Source organism: Bradyrhizobium sp. MI1.7 (assembly GCF_055811795.1).
In genome coordinates this window covers 24,031-42,893 of the sequence record NZ_JBVVPO010000051.1, presented here as the reverse complement: position 1 = coordinate 42,893, position 18,863 = coordinate 24,031, and the positions used below count along the sequence as shown (strand labels likewise).

19 protein-coding genes are annotated in these 18,863 nt (G+C 65.8%); 13 read left to right on the top strand and 6 right to left on the bottom strand.

What is annotated here, in order from left to right:
• The first annotated feature begins 77 nt into the window (after nt 1-77).
• From AC0L3X_RS33815 to AC0L3X_RS33780, 8 genes are all read left to right on the top strand, one after another.
• Nucleotides 78-1,121, top strand: coding sequence for a LacI family DNA-binding transcriptional regulator (locus AC0L3X_RS33815; protein ID WP_231143697.1), 1,044 nt, complete (start codon nt 78-80; stop codon nt 1,119-1,121).
• 82 nt (nt 1,122-1,203) lie between these two features.
• On the top strand, nt 1,204-2,661 hold the full coding sequence (xylB, locus tag AC0L3X_RS33810; RefSeq protein WP_063979863.1) for a xylulokinase: 1,458 nt from the start codon (nt 1,204-1,206) through the stop codon (nt 2,659-2,661).
• Nucleotides 2,658-3,980, top strand: coding sequence for a xylose isomerase (gene xylA, locus AC0L3X_RS33805; protein ID WP_063979862.1), 1,323 nt, complete (start codon nt 2,658-2,660; stop codon nt 3,978-3,980). Before xylB ends, xylA begins: the two co-directional genes overlap by 4 nt.
• Before the next feature lie 12 nt (nt 3,981-3,992).
• The gene (locus AC0L3X_RS33800; RefSeq protein WP_014491326.1) at nt 3,993-4,751 is read left to right on the top strand and encodes an ATP-binding cassette domain-containing protein; all 759 of its coding nucleotides are present in this window, start codon (nt 3,993-3,995) and stop codon (nt 4,749-4,751) included.
• The gene (locus AC0L3X_RS33795) at nt 4,751-5,833 is read left to right on the top strand and encodes an ABC transporter permease (RefSeq protein ID WP_085399632.1); all 1,083 of its coding nucleotides are present in this window, start codon (nt 4,751-4,753) and stop codon (nt 5,831-5,833) included. The genes AC0L3X_RS33800 and AC0L3X_RS33795 overlap by 1 nt, the downstream gene beginning before the upstream one ends.
• 94 nt (nt 5,834-5,927) lie before the next feature.
• Complete coding sequence (locus tag AC0L3X_RS33790; RefSeq protein ID WP_063985925.1) at nt 5,928-6,860, top strand: sugar-binding protein; 933 nt, start codon at nt 5,928-5,930, stop codon at nt 6,858-6,860.
• 106 nt (nt 6,861-6,966) lie between these two features.
• Nucleotides 6,967-7,944, top strand: coding sequence for an aldo/keto reductase (locus AC0L3X_RS33785; RefSeq protein WP_063985924.1), 978 nt, complete (start codon nt 6,967-6,969; stop codon nt 7,942-7,944).
• A 3-nt stretch (nt 7,945-7,947) separates the two neighbouring features.
• Nucleotides 7,948-8,799, top strand: a complete 852-nt coding sequence (locus AC0L3X_RS33780; protein WP_063979861.1) for an amidohydrolase family protein — start codon at nt 7,948-7,950, stop codon at nt 8,797-8,799.
• A gap of 183 nt (nt 8,800-8,982) precedes the next feature.
• Here the strand turns inward: AC0L3X_RS33780 and AC0L3X_RS33775 are convergent, their stop codons facing one another.
• The 4 genes from AC0L3X_RS33775 to AC0L3X_RS33760 form a co-directional block, all read right to left on the bottom strand.
• The gene (locus AC0L3X_RS33775) at nt 8,983-9,348 is read right to left on the bottom strand and encodes a nuclear transport factor 2 family protein (protein ID WP_063979860.1); all 366 of its coding nucleotides are present in this window, start codon (nt 9,346-9,348) and stop codon (nt 8,983-8,985) included.
• 154 nt (nt 9,349-9,502) lie between these two features.
• Entirely contained in the window at nt 9,503-9,853 is a 351-nt protein-coding gene (locus AC0L3X_RS33770) for a RidA family protein (protein ID WP_014491332.1), read from the bottom strand.
• Between the two features lie 117 nt (nt 9,854-9,970).
• Complete coding sequence (locus tag AC0L3X_RS33765) at nt 9,971-10,888, bottom strand: CE1 family esterase (protein ID WP_094183948.1); 918 nt, start codon at nt 10,886-10,888, stop codon at nt 9,971-9,973.
• Nucleotides 10,889-10,891: 3 nt separating this feature from the next.
• Complete coding sequence (locus AC0L3X_RS33760) at nt 10,892-12,550, bottom strand: FAD-binding dehydrogenase (RefSeq protein WP_063979858.1); 1,659 nt, start codon at nt 12,548-12,550, stop codon at nt 10,892-10,894.
• 249 nt (nt 12,551-12,799) lie between these two features.
• On the opposite strand from AC0L3X_RS33760, the gene AC0L3X_RS33755 reads away from it, so the two are divergent.
• From AC0L3X_RS33755 to AC0L3X_RS33735, 5 genes are all read left to right on the top strand, one after another.
• Nucleotides 12,800-13,321 (top strand): Clp protease/crotonase-like domain-containing protein, encoded by a 522-nt coding sequence (locus AC0L3X_RS33755; protein ID WP_063979857.1) that lies wholly within the window; start codon nt 12,800-12,802, stop codon nt 13,319-13,321.
• 46 nt (nt 13,322-13,367) lie between these two features.
• Complete coding sequence (locus tag AC0L3X_RS33750) at nt 13,368-13,637, top strand: hypothetical protein (RefSeq protein ID WP_231143696.1); 270 nt, start codon at nt 13,368-13,370, stop codon at nt 13,635-13,637.
• 24 nt (nt 13,638-13,661) lie between these two features.
• Entirely contained in the window at nt 13,662-14,252 is a 591-nt protein-coding gene (locus tag AC0L3X_RS33745; protein ID WP_014491337.1) for an SCO family protein, read from the top strand.
• 217 nt (nt 14,253-14,469) lie between these two features.
• Nucleotides 14,470-15,405: a transporter substrate-binding domain-containing protein gene (locus AC0L3X_RS33740; RefSeq protein ID WP_063979856.1), complete on the top strand. Its 936-nt coding sequence runs from the start codon at nt 14,470-14,472 to the stop codon at nt 15,403-15,405.
• 159 nt (nt 15,406-15,564) lie between these two features.
• Complete coding sequence (locus AC0L3X_RS33735; protein ID WP_063979855.1) at nt 15,565-17,208, top strand: lysine--tRNA ligase; 1,644 nt, start codon at nt 15,565-15,567, stop codon at nt 17,206-17,208.
• Between the two features lie 62 nt (nt 17,209-17,270).
• On the opposite strand, the gene AC0L3X_RS33730 is transcribed toward AC0L3X_RS33735, so the two are convergent.
• Together AC0L3X_RS33730 and AC0L3X_RS33725 are read right to left on the bottom strand one after the other, a co-directional pair.
• A complete protein-coding gene (locus AC0L3X_RS33730) occupies nt 17,271-18,023 on the bottom strand; it encodes a carbonic anhydrase (protein ID WP_063985922.1) in 753 nt (250 codons plus the stop codon).
• 125 nt (nt 18,024-18,148) lie between these two features.
• Nucleotides 18,149-18,802, bottom strand: coding sequence for a S24 family peptidase (locus tag AC0L3X_RS33725; RefSeq protein WP_063979854.1), 654 nt, complete (start codon nt 18,800-18,802; stop codon nt 18,149-18,151).
• Nucleotides 18,803-18,863: the final 61 nt, after the last annotated feature.

Below are 18,863 nucleotides of genomic sequence, written 5' to 3'. Positions count from 1 at the left end.
GTGACCCGGACCCGAAAACATCGTCGTGCGCCTCAAAATGAGTTGCGTACCTCAAAACACCTCGATAACCTTCAGCCATGGCCGATACTCTCACCGCGACCGCGCTGACGCTGAAGGACATCGCCCGCGAGGCGGGTGTCAGCCTTGCGACGGTCGACCGCGTCCTGCACAACCGCCCGGGCGTGCGGCCCGATACGGTCCGGCGGGTCAAGGCGACGATCGAGCGCAACGCCTTCCAGCCGCACGTCGCCGCCGCCGAGCTCGCCCGCAGCCGTGCCCGCCGCTTTGCCTTCGTGATGCCGGCGGGGCCGAACCCCTTCATGCAGCAGATCGAGGCCTATCTCGGCGAGATGTCGGCCTGGCTCTCGGCCCGCCGTCTCGGCGTCGAGGTGGTCGCCACGGATGTGTTCGACCCGTCCGTGCTCGCGGCCTCGCTGGAGGCGCTGTCCGGCGATTACGACGGCGTCGCCGTGGTGGCGCTGGACCATCCCGGGGTCCGCGCCGCGATCAACGATCTCGTCGACGCCGGGACCAGGGTCGTGACGCTGGTCTCGGACGTCCCGTCCTCGCGTCGCCACCATTATGTAGGCATCGACAACATTGCGGCGGGACGCACCGCCGGCGCGCTGGTCGGTCGGCTGGTCGGCCAACGGTCCGGCAAGGTCGCGATCGTCGCGGGCTCGCAGGGCCTGCGCGACCATTCCGAACGCATCTTCGGCTTCAGCCAGGTGATGGCGTCGGAATTCCCCGATCTCAGCGTGCTGCCGGTGCTGGAAGGGCGCGACGAAGACGGCCGTTCGGAACAGGTTCTGGCGCAGCTGCTCGGCAGGCATGCTGACATTGTCGGCCTTTATAACGTCGGCGCAGGCACGCAAGGCGTCGCCACAGCGTTGAGCGATGCCGGCCGCGGCAAGCAGGTGGTATTCGTCGGACACGACGTCACCGTACTGACGCGCCGGCTTCTGTTGCAGGGCGTGATGGATGCCGCGATCTCGCAGAACCCCGGGCATGAAGCGCGCGCCGCCGTGCGCGTGCTGCTCGCGCTTGCGCGCGGCGAGCCGATCTTGCGCGAACAGGAGAAGATCAGGATCGACATCGTGATGCGGGACAATTTGCCCTAGGGGCGGGTGGATTTCGAAACGGTCCGTTGCGGAAAGGGCGACTCTGAGATCGCGCACCGCATCAGGCGAAAGGGAGGACGGCGTGTATCTCGGTATCGACATCGGCACATCCGGTGTGAAAGCGGTGCTCGTGAGCGAAACCGGCGCGATTGTCGCGACGGCCGCGCGCGAGCTTGCGCTGTCGCATCCCGCGCCGCTGTGGTCCGAGCAGAATCCCGACGCCTGGGTCGATGCGGCGGTTGGCGCCGTCGACGATCTCGCCGCCCGCCATCCGCGCGAGGTCGCGCAGGTGCGCGGCATCGGGCTGTCCGGCCAGATGCATGGCGCGACGCTGCTGGACGAGGACGGACGGCCGCTGCGCCCCGCTATTCTGTGGAACGACGGCCGCTCTCACGCCGAATGCGTCGCGCTCGAGCGGCGCTGCCCGTCGCTGCACACGATCGCCGGCAATCTGGCGATGCCCGGCTTCACCGCGCCAAAGCTGCTCTGGGTCGCGCGGCACGAGCCGCAGATCTTCGAGCGCGTGGCAAAGGTGCTGCTGCCGAAGGCCTATGTGCGTTATCGCCTCACCGGCGAGATGGTCGAGGACATGTCCGACGCCGCGGGCACGCTGTGGCTCGATGTCGGTCTGCGCCGCTGGTCGGCGCTGCTGCTGCATGCCGTCGGGCTCGATCTCCACCACATGCCCCGCCTCGTCGAGGGCAGCGAGGTCAGTGCAGTGCTCGCGCCCGAATTCGCGCGGCGCTGGGGCATGACGAATGAAGTCGTGATTGCCGGCGGTGCCGGCGACAATGCCGCGAGCGCCATCGGGCTCGGCGCGATCGCGCCAAGCGATGCATTCCTGTCGCTCGGCACATCCGGCGTGGTGTTCCGCGTCACCGACCGGTTTGCACCGGCACCGGCTTCGGCCGTGCATGCGTTCTGCCATGCGCTGCCCGGCCTCTGGCATCAGATGGGCGTAATGCTGTCGGCCGCGGCTTCGCTGGCCTGGCTCGCGGGCGTGATGGAGACGCCGGCCGCCGCGCTCCTGGCGCCGCTCGGCGAGCGTGTCGACGGACCGAGCTCCATAAAATTCCTGCCCTATCTCGATGGCGAGCGCACGCCGCACAACGATGCCGCCGCCAGCGGCGCCTTCGTCGGCCTGCGCGGTGCGAGCGGGCGCAGCCAGATCGTGCAGGCCGTGCTGGAAGGCGTCGCCTTCGCCGCGCGCGACAACCTCGCGGCGCTGAGCGCGGCCAGCGGGCCAATCGCGGAGGTCGATCTCGTCGGCGGCGGCTCGCGCTCGCCGCTGTGGGCGCAGATCTGCGCCGATGTGCTCGGCATTCCCGTCCACCGCGTCGAGGAAGGCGAGGTCGGGGCGGCGCTCGGCGCCGCGAGGCTCGGCCGGCTCGCCGCTACCGGCGAAGATCCCGCGGAAGTGTGCAAGCGCCCGCGGCGGCTCGCGAGCTTTGCGCCCCGCGCATCCGTCACTGCGGCCTATGACGACGCCTATCGGCGGTGGCGCGAACTTTATCCTGCGTTGAAGGAGAGCCTTAAGTGAACGCACCAGCAAAATTCTTCGATGCAAGCGCCCCTGTCGCCTTCGGCGGCAAGGATGCGGGAAACACGCCCGCCTTCCGATGGTACGACAAGGACCGGCTCGTGCATGGCCGCAGGCTCGAGGATCATCTGCGCTTTGCGGTCTGCTACTGGCATTCGTTCTGCTGGCCGGGCGGCGATCCCTTCGGCGGCGAGACCTTTCTGCGCCCCTGGCATCAAGGTGCTGATGCGATGGCGCAGGCACGCGCCAAGGCCGATGTCGCCTTCGAGCTGTTCCGCCTGCTGGACGTACCCTTCTTCACCTTCCACGACGTCGATGCGGCGCCGGAAGGCACTTCGCTCAGCGAGTCCGTCGCCAATCTCAACGCGATCGCCGATCTGTTCGAAGCGAAGATGGCCTCCGCAAAAGTCCGCTTGCTCTGGGGCACAGCCAATTTGTTCACGCATCGCCGCTACATGGCGGGTGCCGCGACCAATCCGGACCCCGAAATCTTCACCTATGCCGCCGGCCAGGTCCGCGCCGCGCTGGAGGTGACGCACCGGCTCGGCGGCCAGAACTACGTGCTGTGGGGCGGCCGCGAGGGCTACGAGACGCTGCTCAACACGGATCTCAAGCGCGAGCTCGACCAGCTCGGCCGCTTCATCTCGCTGGTCGTCGAGCACAAGCACAAGATCGGCTTCAAGGGCCCGATCCTGATCGAGCCGAAGCCGAAGGAGCCGACCAAGCATCAATATGATTTCGACGTCGCCACCTGCTACGGCTTCCTGGAACGCTACGACCTGCTGAACGACGTCAAGCTCAACATCGAGCAGAACCACGCCATCCTCGCCGGCCACTCCTTCCATCACGAGGTGGCGCTCGCCGAGGCGCTCGGCATCTTCGGCTCGCTCGACGTCAATCGCGGCGACGATCTGCTCGGCTGGGACACCGACCAGTTCGCGATGAACGTGCCGGAGCTGGCCCTGGTGTTCCACGAGATCCTGAATCGCGGCGGCTTCACCTCGGGCGGGCTCAATTTCGACGCCAAGATCAGGCGGCAGTCGATCGACCCCGACGATCTGATCCATGCCCATGTCGGCTCGATGGATGCCTGCGCGCGCGCGTTCCTCGCCGCCGCCGACATGCTCGATGCCGGCGCCCTCACCGCACCGCTCGCGCAGCGCTACGAGGGATGGGCGGCACCCGAAGGCCGGGCCATTCTCGGCGGCCAGCGCTCGCTCGCCGAACTTGCCGACCGTGCGCTCAGCCCCGGCTTCGACCCGCGGCCGCGCTCGGGACGGCAGGAATATCTGGAATCCCTGGTAAACCGCTACGTCTGAGGAAGGCCGCTGATGACAAAGGCTGAAGCGACACCGGTCCTCGAGCTGACCGGCATCGGCAAGGAGTTCGGCGCAATCCGCGCGCTGCACGGCGTCGACCTGCAGGTCCAGCCCGGCGAGGTCGTCGGCCTGATGGGCGACAACGGCGCGGGCAAGTCCACGCTGGTCAAGATCATCGCCGGCAATTTCCGTCCCAGCCATGGCGAGATCCGCTTTGCCGGCAACGCGGTCCATTTCAACCGGCCCGTCGATGCCCGCGGCGTCGGCATCGAGGTCGTCTACCAGGACCTCGCGCTTGCCGACAATCTGACGGCTGCTGCCAACGTCTTCCTCGGCCGCGAGCTGAAGCGCAGGTTCGGCCCGCTCGCACTGCTCGACCACAAGGCGATGGCGGCGCGTGCGCTGGAGCTGTTCGGCGAATTGCGCTCGGAGACGCGCCCCGACGATCTCGTCAAGCAGATGTCTGGCGGCCAGCGCCAGGCGGTTGCGATCGCGCGGACGCGGCTGTCCAACGCGCGGCTGGTCATGATGGACGAGCCGACCGCCGCGATCTCGGTACGCCAGGTCGAGCAGGTGCTCGGCCTGATCCACCGGCTGAAGGAGCAGGGCGTCGCCGTCATGCTGATCTCGCACCGCATGCCCGACGTGTTCGCGGTGTGCGATCGCGTGATCGTCATGCGCCGCGGTGAGAAACGGGCCGACAAGCCGATCCACCAGACGTCGCCCGAGGAAGTCACCGCCCTGATCACCGGCGCGAAGGAGGCGGCGTGATGGCCATGCCCTTGGAATCTCCGATCAGCTTCACCAATGTCGGCCGGATCAGATGGTGGCAGCGCGGCATCTTCGCCTCCCAGACCGGCTATGTCCTGCTCGCGCTGGCGATGCTGCTGGTGGTGATGCATTTCGCCAGCCCTTATTTCTTCACCGAAGGCAACATGCAGAACGTGGCGAAGAATTTCTCCTTCATCGCCATCGCCACCCTCGGCGTCACCTTCGTGATCATCACCGGCGGCATCGATCTGTCGGTCGGCTCGATGATGTGCTTCTCCGCCATGATCACCTCGATGGTCATGACCGAGCTGTCGGCGCCCGGCTCGCCCGCAGGCTCGCTGTTCGTGCATATGGCCGCTGACGGCAAGACCGTGCTGGCCAACGTGCCGGGTCTGATCCTGCTGATCTCGATCCTCGCGGGCCTCGGCGTCGCGCTGATCGCGGGCCTCGTCAACGGCTTCTGTATCGCCGTGCTCGGCCTGTCGCCCTTCGTCACCACGCTCGGCATGCTCTCGATCGTGCGTGGGCTCGGCTACGTCGTCTCCAACGGCCGCGGCAGTTTTCCGGGTGGGCCGGACGCTGATTACTTCTACGCGCTCACCTCGGGCGATGTGCTCGGCGTGCCCGTGCCCTTCATCTATCTCGTGGTCCTCGCGCTGGCGATGGCCGTGGTCCTGCACCACAGTTCGTTCGGCCGCCACGTGTTCGCGCTCGGGGGCAACGAGAAGGCCGCCGAGCTCACGGGCATACCGGTCGTGCGGGTGAAGATCGAGGTCTATGTGATCTGCGCGCTTGCCGCAGGGCTGCAAGGCATCATCATCTCCGGCTGGCTCGGATCGGCGCCCGCCAACATGGCGACGTCCTACGAGCTCAACGTGATCGCGGCGGCCGTCATCGGCGGTGCCAACCTCGCCGGCGGCATCGGCGGTCCGTTGGGGGCCATCGTCGGCTGCGTGTTGCTGGAAGTGATCCGCAACGGCCTCGTGCTGGCACAGGTCAGCTCCTACTGGCAGCAGACGCTGGTCGGCGTGATCATCATCCTGGCTGTGCTGGTCGACCGCATCCGCTCGCGGATGATCTGAAATGACGTCGTTCCGGGAGGGCAACGAAAATGTCGCCTGTCCGCTCCCCGGACGATCTTAAGAGGACGGGCGCCAGATAAGGGTGGAGGAAACAATGAGGAAACTTCTTCTTGCCGGCATCGCGGTCGCGATGATGGCGACGCCGGCGTTTGCCGCGAACTACCGTTTCGTGATCGTGCCCAAGGCGATGAACAATCCGTTCTTCGACTTCGCGCGCGACGGCTGCCTGAAGCGTGCCAAGGAGCTTGGCAACATCGAGTGCATCTACAAGGGGCCGGTGGAGCATGAGCCGGCGACGCAGGCGCAGATCATCCAGGACTTCGTCACCCAGAAGGTCGACGGCCTCGCCATCTCGGTCGCCGACGTTGCGGCCATGACCAAGTCGATCGAGGCGGCGACCGCGGCCGGCATCCCCGTCATCACCTTCGATGCCGATGCGCCTGGCTCCAAGCGGATCGCCTATATCGGCACCAACAACAAGGAGTTCGGCGTCGCGCTCGGCAAGGAGCTCTTGAAGCTGCGGCCCGATGGCGGCAAATACGCGATGGTCTCGGGCGGTCCGGGCGCCAAGAATCTCGCCGAGCGCGTCGACGGCGTCCGCGAGGCGCTGAAGGGCTCGAAATGGACCGAGGTCGCGGGCTCGCCGACCTTCTGCAACGACGATCCGGCGCTGGCGGTCCAGCAGATGACGGACATGCGCACCGCCACGCCCGACCTCGCCTCGATCGTTCCCATCGGCGGCTGGCCGATGTTCGCCCCCGAAGGCTTCAAGGCCTTCGCCTCCAGGAACAAGAAGGACATCGACTCCGGCAAGTTCACGCTGGTCGTCGCCGATACGCTGAAGATGCAGCTCGAACTGCTGCGCGACGGTTACGCCAATGCGCTGGTCGGCCAGCGTCCGTTCGAGATGGGCGAGAAGGCGATGGATACGCTGCTCGCCATCAAGAAGGGCGAGAAGGTACCCGAGATCGTCTATACCGGCCTCGATCTCGTGACCAAGGACAACGTTGCGCAGATGTTGAAGTAGGAGCGTCGCCAGCCCCGTGCTCCTGCGAACCTCTCCCGCTTGCGGTTTCCGCAAGCGGGAGAGATGATTGGACGGTTGGAAGGAAGACTTTTGGAAGGCAATGGGAATGAAACGGTCGCGGCTCGGCTCCCTCGACGTCACCTCAATCGGTCTCGGTTCGGCCCCGCTCGGCGGATTGTTCACCGCCGTCAGCGATACCGATGCGTTCGCCACGATCGAGCGCGCCTGGTCGGCCGGCATCCGCTTCTACGATACCGCGCCGCTCTACGGCTTTGGCCTCGCCGAACGGCGGCTCGGCGCTTTCCTGCGGCAGCAGCCGCGCGACTCCTACGTCATCTCGACCAAGGTCGGTCGTCTGCTGCGCGCGCCGGATGGCGCGGCCGCCGAGGACGCGCACTACAAGGGTACGTCGCGCGAGCGGCCGGTGTTCGACTTCTCCCATGACGGCGTGATGCGTTCGGTGGAGGAGAGCCTGACGCGCCTTGGGCTCGATCGCATCGATGTCCTGCTCGTGCATGATCCCGACGATCACTATGACGATGCCGTGGCCGGCGCCTTCCGCGCACTCCAGCGCCTGCGCGCCGACGGCACGGTCAAGGCGATCGGTGCCGGCATGAACCAGTCGGAAATGTTGGTCCGTTTTGCCCAGGCCGTTCCGGTCGACTGCTTCCTGCTCGCCGGCCGCTACACGCTGCTCGACCAGGGCGCGCTGGATGCGCTATTTCCGGTCTGCCGCGAGAAGAACATCGGCATCCTGCTCGGCGGCATCTACAACAGCGGCATTCTGGCCAATCCGCATCCTGGCGCGAAGTTCAACTATCAGGACGCCGACGCGGCGCTGATCGCGCGTGCGCTCGAGCTCGACGAGCTCTGCCGCAAGCACGGGACCGAGCTGAAGGCCGCCGCGCTTCAGTTCTGCATGGCCCATCCGGCGGTCACAATTGCCGTGCTGGGCGCGCGCAACGCCGCGGAAGTGTCCGACAACATCGCGATGTCGGAGAAGGCGGTGCCACAAGCCTTCTGGCAGGAGCTGCGTGCGCGCAAGCTCGTCGACGCACGCGCGCCGTTGCCGGGCGGAGCGTGAGGCATGATCGTCGACGGCCATCAGCATTTCTGGGATCCTTCGCGCGCCGACTATCCCTGGATGGACGCGCCGGAATTGGCCTCGATCCGCCGCGCCTTCGGCCCCGCCGATCTCGCGCCGCTGTTGAAAGCAAACGGCATCGACGCGAGCATCGTGGTGCAGTGCCGCTCCGCGCTGGAGGAGACTGAGGAATTCTTGCGGATCGCGCATGCGACGCCCTCGGTGATTGGCGTCGTCGGCTGGGCCGATCTGACGGACGGTGCGCTTGGCGACACGCTCGATCGGCTGCGCGCTTCGCCCGGCGGCGACAAGCTGGTCGGCATTCGTCACCAGGTGCATGACGAGGCCGATCCGGACTGGCTGCTGCGCGAGGACGTTCAACGCGGCCTCACCGCAACGTTCGCCCGCGATCTCGCCTACGATTTCCTGGTCCGCACCCGCGAACTGCCCGCCGCGATCGCAACTGCACAGGCCTTTCCGCAAGCGCGTTTCGTGCTCGACCACGCCGCAAAACCGCCGATCGCCGATGGCGGAAGCGCCGAATGGGCCGATCGCATCGCGGCTCTCGCGGCCTGCGGCAATGTCTGGTGCAAGATTTCGGGCCTCGCGACGGAAGCGGTGTGGAGTGACTGGGATGCCGAGCGGCTGTTTCCGTTCGTCGAACATGCCGCAACATGTTTTGGCGAGGATCGCCTGATCTTCGGCTCGGACTGGCCGGTGTGTCTGCTTGCCGGGAGTTATGGCGAGATCAAGGGGGCGCTGGAAGCGTGCCTGGCGAAGCTTGGGCCGAATGTTCGAGAGAAGGCATTTGGTGTGAATGCGAAGCGAGCCTATCGGCTGGCAACTGCAAGCTAAGGGCCGGGCTCTTGCTTACCCTCCCCTGGAGGGGGAGGGTCGATCGCGCGTAGCGCGAGCGGGGTGGGGTGATCTCTCCGCTCGGGCACCGCATCGGTGGAGAGACTGTCACCCCACCCCGTCTCACATTTCGCTGCGCTCAATGTGAGCCGACCCTCCCCCTCCAGGGGAGGGTAAGAGGCGTTACGCGCCCGCGGGCACCTGGTCCAGAAATCCCGTGATGCTCCTGATGCGGCCGTCCTTCAGCACGGCGAAGTCGGTGCCCTTGATCGGGCTGTCGACACCGTCGGGACCGAGGCCCCACGAAAAGCGGACATGCTCGCCGTAGCCGTTGGGCTCGCCGATCAGCGTGAACTTGAAGTCGGGGAAACGCTGCTGCACGCCCGCGATCAGCGCGTCGATGCCGTCCCGGCCGTCGCCCTTCATCAGGGGATCGACATAGCTCGCATCCGCCGTCCAGTTTTCGCTGAGCAGTTCGCGACGGCGGCCTGCGGTGCGCTCGTTCCAGAGCTCGATGTAGCGGCGGGCGATGGTGACGGGGTCGGTCATGGTGTTCTCCTTCGATGGCGCCGTGTTCGGCTGTCTCGACTATCGAAGGTTCGCACGCGCAGATCGATTACCCCGGAGGTCATGCGCACGCAGAAAAGAAGCGCGATGATGCTCTCATCGCGCTTCGGACGTTCGCAACAATTTCAGCGCGAATTTACTTCGCCGCGGTGACCATGATCTCGACGGTGTACTGAGCCGCCGCGAGCTTGGCTTCGACGGTCGCGCGAGCCGGGGTGTTGCCGGGCGAGACCCAGGCGTCCCACACCGCGTTCATCTCGGCAAAGGTCTTCATGTCGGTGATGTAGATCGTGGCCGAGAGCAGCTTCGACTTGTCGGTGCCGGCCTTGGCGAGATGGCTGTCGATGGTCGCCAGGATGTCCTGGGTCTGCTTCGTGACGCTTTCACCGGCGGCCTTGTTGGCGACGACGCCGGCGAGATAGACGGTGTTGCCGTGCACGACGACCTGGCTCATGCGCGGGCCGGTTTCGAAACGCTGAATGCTCATTGGGGGATCTCCTGGTGGGAATGGCGGCCCTGTCTAACCCAGCGCCCCCAGCTCTGCCACCCCAGGCACGCATGCGTTGCCGGGTACGCATGCGTGGCCCGCTGATGCATGCGCCGTTCACGGAAACTGACTGAAGAACGACCAGATCGTCTCGGCACCGTCGATGTCGCGGTTCTGTGGCCCGAGCAGGCTGGTTGCAACCTTCGGGAAGCGGGCATCCGGAGCGAAGCCGGGCATGCGGTGGCCGCCATGGTTGATGCGATAGAGCACGACGTCGTGCCCTTTGGGACAGCGTGAGGAGATCCGTGTGACCGTGGACTGGTCCGCGGGCGCCTTCTCGGGCAAATCGGTCACCTCGGCATCGTCGGTCTCGCAGCCATTGAGCTTGCGCCAGAAAGCCAGCGTCTCTTCGGTGGACCAGAACCCGTCTGCGGCATAATAGCTCGATCCCCGTCCTCCCTCGTAGGGGACCAGCGGGTCGGCGGTGCCGTTGATGAGCAGCATCGGCAGTGGCCGCGACGGATGGCAGGTGACTGCGGCCTCATCCGTGAGATTCATGATCACGCTCGCGCCCGCCGCAAACAGATCGGCGCGCGCGCAAACCAGCGTCATCGCCATGGCGCCGCCATTGGAGATGCCGGCGACATAGACACGCTTCGGGTCCGCCGTGCCGTTCGTCACCAGCGTCTCGACCAGCTTTGCGATGAAGGCGACGTCGTCGGTGCCCTCGGGCGGGCCACGCAGCGCCGGTCCAGCCTTCGTCCGCGCATCGGCCCAGGCATGGTTGAGCCCGTCGGGAAAGACCACGGCAAAACCTTCGCGCTTCGCGACCTGCGGCCACGCTGTTCGCGCGACCATGTCGGCGCCGCGCTGGGTCTTGCCGTGCAGCACGACCACGAGCGGCACCAGCCGCTTCGCCGGCAGTTGCGCGGTGTAGGATCGCTTCACGCCGTTGACGTCGATCGTATCGGCGGATGCGGCCGAGGCTGCGGCCAATGCCGCAAGAAGCGCCCCGATCTGCATCCACCTCCGCATGATCTAGCCCACGGCCTTCGCCGCGGCGCGGCCGGCATTGCGGCCCGAGAACAGGCAGCCGCCGAGGAAGGTGCCTTCCAGCGAACGATAACCGTGCACGCCGCCGCCGCCGAAGCCTGCGGCTTCGCCGACCGCATAGAGGCCGGGAATGACGCTGCCCTCGCTGCCGAACACGCGCGAGTCGAGATCGGTCTCGAAACCGCCCAACGTCTTGCGGGTGAGGATGTTGAGCTTGACCGCGATCAGCGGCCCCTGCGCGGGATCGAGGATGCGGTGCGGAGAGGCGGTGCGGATCAGCTTGTCGCCGATATAGCGCCGCGCATTGTGGATGTTCATCACCTGCGCATCCTTGACGTAGGGATTGGCGATCTCGCGGTCGCGCGCCTCGATCTGCATCCTGACATGCTCGAGCTTGAGGAGGTCGCTGCCGGCGAGCTTGTTCATGGCCGCGACAAGATCCTCGATCTTGTCGCGTACGATGAAGTCGACACCATGGCTTTTGAATGCCTCCACCGGCGCCGGCGCGCCCTTGTTGGTGGCGCGGCGCAGGGTCATCCGCCAGCTCTTGCCTGTCAGATCGGGATTCTGCTCCGAGCCCGACAGCGCAAATTCCTTCTTGATGATGCTCTGGGTCAGGATGAACCAGGAATAATCATAGCCGGTGGACATGATGTACTGGAGCTGGCCGAGCGTGTCGGAGCCGGGAAACAACGGCGCCGGCAGCCGCGTGCCTGTTGCGTCGAACCACATCGAGGACGGGCCGGGCAGGATGCGGATGCCGTGGCGCGGCCAGATCGGATTCCAGTTCTGGATGCCTTCGACATAATGCCACATGCGGTCGCGGTTGATCAGCCGCGCGCCCGATTTCTCGGTGATGCCGATCATGCGGCCGTCGACATGCTCCGGCACGCCGGAGATCATGAACTTCGGCGGCTCGCCGAGCCGCTTCGGCCAGTTCTGCCGCACCAGCTCGTGATTGCCGCCGATGCCGCCGGACGCCACGATCACGGCCTGCGCCTTCAGCGCGAACTCGCCGACCACGTTGCGCGACGAGCTCTTGCCACGCTCGACATTGTCAGGGGCAAGCACGGCGCCGCTGATGCCGTCCACCGTGCCGTTGGTGATGGAGAGCGCATCGACGCGATGGCGGAACCTGAAGGTCAGCCGGCCGCTCTTCATGGCCTCGCGCGCGCGGCGCTCGAACGGCTCGACGATGCCGGGGCCGGTTCCCCAGGTGACGTGGAAGCGCGGCACCGAATTGCCGTGGCCCATCGCGTCATAGCCGCCGCGCTCGGCCCAGCCGACCACCGGGAAGATGCGATGCCCCATCGCGCGCAGCCAGTCGCGTTTCTCGCCCGCGGCAAACGCCACATAGGCCTCGGCCCATTGGCGCGGCCAGAAATCCTCGTCGCGGTCGAAGCCGGCGGTGCCGAGCCAGTCCTGCATTGCGAGATCGAAGGAGTCCTTGATGCCGAGCCGGCGCTGCTCGGGAGAGTTGACCAGGAACAGGCCGCCGAACGACCAGAACGCCTGGCCGCCGAGCGACTGCTCGCCTTCCTGGTCGACCACGATCACCCGCTTGCCGGCGTCGGCGATCTCGGTTGCGGCCACCAGTCCCGATAGTCCCGCGCCGACGACGATGACGTCTGTCTCTTCCGCCATAGGTTCCCCCCTGTAGTTGTCCGGATTGAAGCCAGCCGTTGCAACTGAGATCAAGGGCTTGGCGCGTAAGACATCGTTAACTTGTTCCGGTTTGGGACCGAGTCGGGCCTGGTGCAGCGCGGGCGCAACACTGGATTTGAATTTGTTTTGAGCCAGCCGGCGCGCCTAGACAAAACCACGGTTACGACGGACGCTAGCAACGCATCACCACCTGACACGCAGATTCGAATTCGACTGGGGCGGGGGACAATGAAGTTTCTGACGGGGTTGCTCGCGGCGGTTCTCCTCATCGCGAGCATGGGGGCTTCTCACGCAGTGGTTCGGATTGCGGATGACCGCGGTGGCCGGATCGGAACCTACGTCGACAGATACCAGGACCTGCGCCAGTCAGGCGACACCGTCATCATCGACGGTCTCTGTGCCTCGGCCTGCACCATCGTCCTCGGCGCCATTCCGCGCGACCGCATCTGTGTGACCTCGCACGCGACCCTCGGCTTCCACGCCGCCTGGGATTTTGGCGCCAACGGCCGTGCGGTGACCAACTCCGAAGCGACCCAGATGCTCTATGCGATGTATCCCTCGCAGGTGAAGCGCTGGATCAACCAGCGCGGCGGCCTCACCCCGCACATGCTGTTCCTGAGGGGCAAGCAGCTCCAGGCCATGTACAAGCCCTGCTACCTCGACGCGCAGGCCTCGACCAACCGCCCCCTGCGCCGGGCTCTCCCGCAGGCGGAAGAGCTGGAGTCCGCTCGGGGCCAGCTGCTTCGCTGACGTCATCGGCGCGATCTGATTCCGGGAAGTATTCCTTGGAGCACCCGTGGCGCTTGCCCGGGCCCAGGCCAACGCCTATTTGAATGGCAAGGGAACCGGGGCCTTCGCCCCGATCGTTGTTATGGCTCAACCACTGCACCCGGCCCAACCGCTACAGGACAATTCGCCCACTGCCGGCCGGCTGCCGTTCGTGCTGCTGTTGGCTGGCGCGGGGATCGGTGGTCTGGTCATGCTCGGTGCGCTGGCGCTCTGGTTCCACTACGGCAGCCAGGTGTTCTTCGAAATGATCAGGACCGGCTTTGCCGCCTGCTTCTGACCTGCGACAGGAAGTTTTCCGCTCATGAGCTCCACCGCCCGTCCGCTGGTGATCGCGACCGCCTTCGCTGCAAGCCTCGTCGTCGGACTGTTGATCGTGTTCTGGGCGATGGGCGGGGTCAGCAAAGTGGCGCAGCCGGCCGCGATCGGCGGCCCGTTCCAGCTCACCGACCAGCACGGCAAGGCCGTCACCGACAAGAACCTGAAGGGCAAGCCGACCCTGATCTTCTTCGGCTACACCCATTGCCCCGACGTCTGCCCGACCTCGTTGTTCGAGATCTCGGAAGTGCTGCGCGCGATGGGCAAGGATGCCGACAAGGTCAATGCCGTCTTCATCTCGGTCGATCCCGAGCGCGATACGCCGGCGACGATGAAGGACTATCTGTCGAGCTTCGACCCGCACCTCGAAGGGCTCAGCGGCGACCCCGCCGAGACCGCCAAGGTGATCACCTCCTACCGGGTCTATGCCAAGAAGGTCCCGACCAAGGACGGCGACTACACCATGGACCACACCGCGCTGATCTACCTGATGGACCGCGACGGGCGGTTCGTATCGCCGTTCAACATGAAGCGGACGCCGGAAGAGGCCGCGGCCGATTTGAAGCGGTATCTCTGAGGACCCTGTTTGGGTGCAGTCCTTTCCACATCGTCATGGCCGGGCTTGTCCCGGCCATCCACGTTCTTGGGCGGGCGAGAAAGTCCGTGGATGGCCGGGACGGGCCCGGGCATGACGGCTGAGAGACCTTTACCCATCCCGCAATCGGCGCTCGCGTTCCCGGCGGGATGGTCTATAACGCCTTCCGATCCCAACGAAATTCGTTCATTTCCCGCCGATGGCCCCGTCGCGACAGGCAAAATCGTCCAAAACCGTGCGCCGCGTCCTGACCGGGCTGGTCGCCTGCGCATGTCTGCTCGCAGGCCTGCCCTCCGCAAAGGCCCAGGCCCCGGCCAAGCAGCCTCCGGCGGCACCCCAGGCCACGCCGCAGGTCGCGCCTCAGGCTGCCCCGCAGGCCGTGCCCGGCTTCTGGGACCCGCGGCGGCGGCCGGAGCGGCCCGACCTGTCGCGCCTGACCGTGATCCGCTTCCTGACCGAGACCGACTATCCGCCGTTCAACTACACCGGCGCCGACGGCAATCCGGCCGGCTTCAACGTCGATCTCGCCCGCGCGCTGTGCGAGGAGATCAAGGTCACCTGCACGGTGCAGATGCGCCGCTTCGAGACCCTGGTCGACGCGCTCTCCTCCAACCGGGGCGATGCCATCATCGCCTCGATGGCGGTGAGTCCGCAGCTCCGCGTCCGCGTCGATTTCACCGATCCCTATTACCGCGTGCCGGCGCGCTTCGCCTCGCGCAAGGATGCGGTGATGCCGGAGATCCGGCCCGAATACCTCGAGGGCAAGAAAGTCGGCGTCATCGCCGGCTCCGCGCACGAAGCCTATCTCAAGGCGATGTTCACCGACGCCGAGCTGCACCCCTATCCCAACGACGACGCGATGCGCGCCGCCTTGCGCAAGGGCGAGGTCGACTTCATCTTCGGCGACGCCATCTCGCTGGCGTTCTGGATCAACGGCACGGATTCCGGCGATTGCTGCGCCTTCTCCGGCGGCCCCTTCGTCGAGAGCCGCTTCTTCGGCGAGGGCATCGGCATCGCCGTCCGCAAGGGCAACGACGTGCTGCGCCAGGCCCTGAACTGGGCCCTGTTCCGCGTCTGGGAGAAAGGCCGCTACACCGATCTGTGGCTGCGGTATTTTTCGGTGAGCCCGTTTTAGTGCCGTAGGGTGGGCAAAGGCGCGCTAGCGCCGTGCCCACCGTCTTTGGCAGTGGTGGGCACGCTTCGCTTTGCCCACCCTACGATTCCACGATAAAGGCGCTGCTACTTTTGCATTCTGCCCGGAAATCGCTATTTTCCGCGGCCCGGAGGCCCCTGAATGTCTGTCATCGATCTTGCCGCGAACCCGAGCGATCTGCGTGCGCTCGCCGAACAATCCAACGCCTGGCCGTTCGAGCAGGCGAAGGCCATTGTTGCGCGGCTGAAGAAAAGCCCGAAGGACGAGGTGCTGTTCGAGACCGGCTACGGCCCGTCCGGCCTGCCGCATATCGGCACGTTCGGTGAGGTCGCGCGGACCTCGATGGTGCGCCATGCTTTCCGTGTGCTCACCGAGGACAAGATCAAGACGCGCCTGCTGGCGTTCTCCGACGACATGGACGGGTTTCGGAAAGTGCCCGACAACGTCCCCAACAAGGAGATGCTGGCCGCGCATCTCGGCAAGCCGCTGACGCGGGTGCCGGATCCGTTCTCCAACGAGTACCCGTCGTTCGGGCACCACAACAACGCGCGCCTGCGCGCCTTTCTCGATCATTTCGGCTTCGACTACGAGTTCGCGAGCTCGACCGACTACTATACGTCCGGCCGCTTCGACGCGACGTTGCTGAAGATGTTAGCTGCCTACGACAAGGTGATGGCGATCATCCTGCCAACGCTCGGCCCCGATCGCCGCGCCACCTATTCGCCGTTCCTGCCGATCAGCAAGACCACCGGTGTCGTGTTGCAAGTGCCGATGATCCGCCGCGACGTCGCGGCCGGCACGGTGACCTATGTCGATCCCGATACCAACCAGGAAGTCGAGACGCCGGTGACGGGCGGCAACGTCAAGTGCCAGTGGAAGGCCGACTGGGCGATGCGCTGGGTCGCGCTCGGCGTCGACTACGAGATGGCCGGCAAGGATCTGATCGACTCCGTGAAGCTGTCAGGCGCGATCGCCAGGGCGCTCGGCGCCACGCCGCCCGAAGGCTTCAACTACGAGCTTTTCCTCGACGACAAGGGCCAGAAGATCTCGAAGTCGAAGGGCAACGGCCTCACCATCGACGAATGGCTGCGCTACGCCTCGCCGGAATCGCTGTCGCTGTTCATGTATCGCGAGCCGAAGGCGGCCAAGCGGCTGTATTTCGATGTCATCCCGCGCAATGTCGACGACTACCAGCAGTTCATCGATGGCTTTGCCAAGCAGGATGGCAAGCAGCAGCTCGGCAATCCGGTCTGGCACATCCACAACGGCCATCCGCCGAAGGGCGACATGCCCGTCACGTTCCAGCTCCTCTTGACGCTGGTGTCGTCGTCGAATGCGGAGAATGCCGAGACGCTGTGGGGCTTCATCGGTCGCTATCGTCCCGGCGTCAGCCCGCAGACGCATCCGAAGCTCGATGCGATGGTCGGCTATGCCATCAACTATTATCGTGACTTCGTGGCGCCGACGAAGCAGTTCCGCGAGCCGACCGAGGTTGAGCGCGCCGCGTTGCAGGATCTGCGCGATGCGCTGTCGCAGCTTCCGCAGGAATCCTCGGCCGAGGACATCCAGAACGTCGTCTACGAGATCGGCCGCCGCGAGCCGTTCCTCGACCAGGTCAAGAAGGGCAAGGACGGCCGTCCGGGCGTGACGCTCGACTGGTTCAACATGCTCTACCAGGTGCTGCTCGGCCAGGAGAAGGGCCCGCGCTTCGGCTCCTTCGTCGCGGTCTACGGCGTGCAGAACGCGGTGAACATGATCGACGGTGCGCTGGCGCGAAGCGCGTAGTAGATGCCGTACGTAGCCCGGATGTCGCCACGCTCATCCGGGCTACAGATTTGAAGCGCGCCTCAGATCGAGCGCAGCACGAAGCGCCGGTTGTCCTTCTGCACCGGGCGCGCGTTCATCGGATAGAGCTTTGCGAACGCAGCGACGTCGGTGGCTGACACCTGGATCGGGTCGGTCAGCAGCAGCCATTCGACGACCTCCGAACAGGGTGGGGTCGTCAGCGAGCCGGAGTAGCGGAAGTAGCTCAGCCTGTGCGGCAGCATGGCGTGGGGATCGATCGCTGCATCGGCCTTCACCGCGGGGCCTTCCGCCGCCGGCATGGTCTTGACGATCTTGCCGAAGGCCGTGTTCGGCTTGCCTTCCGCCATCAGCACGCCGACCACGGCGAGCCCGCCGGCATCGTTGCGATGCACGAAGTGCGCTTCCATCGGAAAGTTCTTGCCGCCGATCATGTGCTCGCTCGGCCGGTGGAAGTGCACCTGGAGCAGCTTGTATTTGACGTCGCCGAGCGTGAGCGTGCTGCCTTCGGCGAAGTTGAGCTGGATCGTGTGCCCGTTGTTGACGATGGTGTCGGCGCTCTTGCCCCAGTTCAGCTTCAGAACAGGCAATTGCGACTTGATCGTCCCCTCGATGTCGATCGGCGATTGTTGCAGGCCGACCGCGCAGGCCTTGTTGGCCGCGTCGAGATCGCCCCATTTGGCCGGGCCGCCGGCGCCCTCGTAGCTCCAATGCGTGCCTTCGGCGGCAAAGGCCGGCTTGCACAGCGGACAAAGCGCGAGACCCGCCAGGGCCTTCAATGCGTGACGGCGATTCATCATATCCCCCTGCGATGAATTTGATCGGCAAAATCGGCCGCAACCTATGCGAGAGGGGTGGTGAGTCGCAAGGTCGCCGGGGCGAGAAGCGGCGCGGCCGGCGTCATGGTCCAGTCACGACGCAATCACTGGCTCGCCCACACGATTCGCGCGATCCAGCCGACGTCGCTCGGCGCCATCGTGTGCTCCGCCTGCGATGCATCGAGCGGCTGCAATTCCAGTGCCTTTGCCGTGCGGCGCTTCAGCGTCGCGACCGTCACCTCGCCCGCCTTGGTCTTCACCACCACGCGATCGCCTCTGCGGATCGGCGCGCGGGGAGAGATCAGGATGACGTCGCCGTCGCGATAGGCCGGGGCAAGCGCATCGCCGGAAATCTCCAGCGCAAAGGCGCGACTGTCCTCGGCGGTGGGAAACGCAAGTTCGGTCCAGCCCTTGCCGGATGGAAAGCCGGATTCGTCGAAAGCTCCGCTCGCGCCGGCTAGTGCGAGGCCGAGCAGCGGCACCGAGCGGCCGTCGCTGGCGTCGTCACCGGTCAACCCGGCAAAGGTGTCCATCGAGGAGCCGGCCGCCGCCAGCGCTTTCGCGATCGATTCGGTGGATGGCCAGCGCTCGCGCCCGTCGGGGGTGACACGCTTGGACTTGTTGAAGGTGGTGGGATCGAGCCCGGCCCGCTTGGCGAGGCCGGACGGCGACAGGCCGGCACGCTCCGCCAGCCGATCCAGCGCTCCCCAGATCTGGTCGTGAGTCAGTATCCTCTGCGCTTTGGCCTGTCTGACCATGGAAGGTCCAGCCCGTCGCAACTCAGGAAAACTGTCCTCAAATCAACCGGTTTTCCGTTTT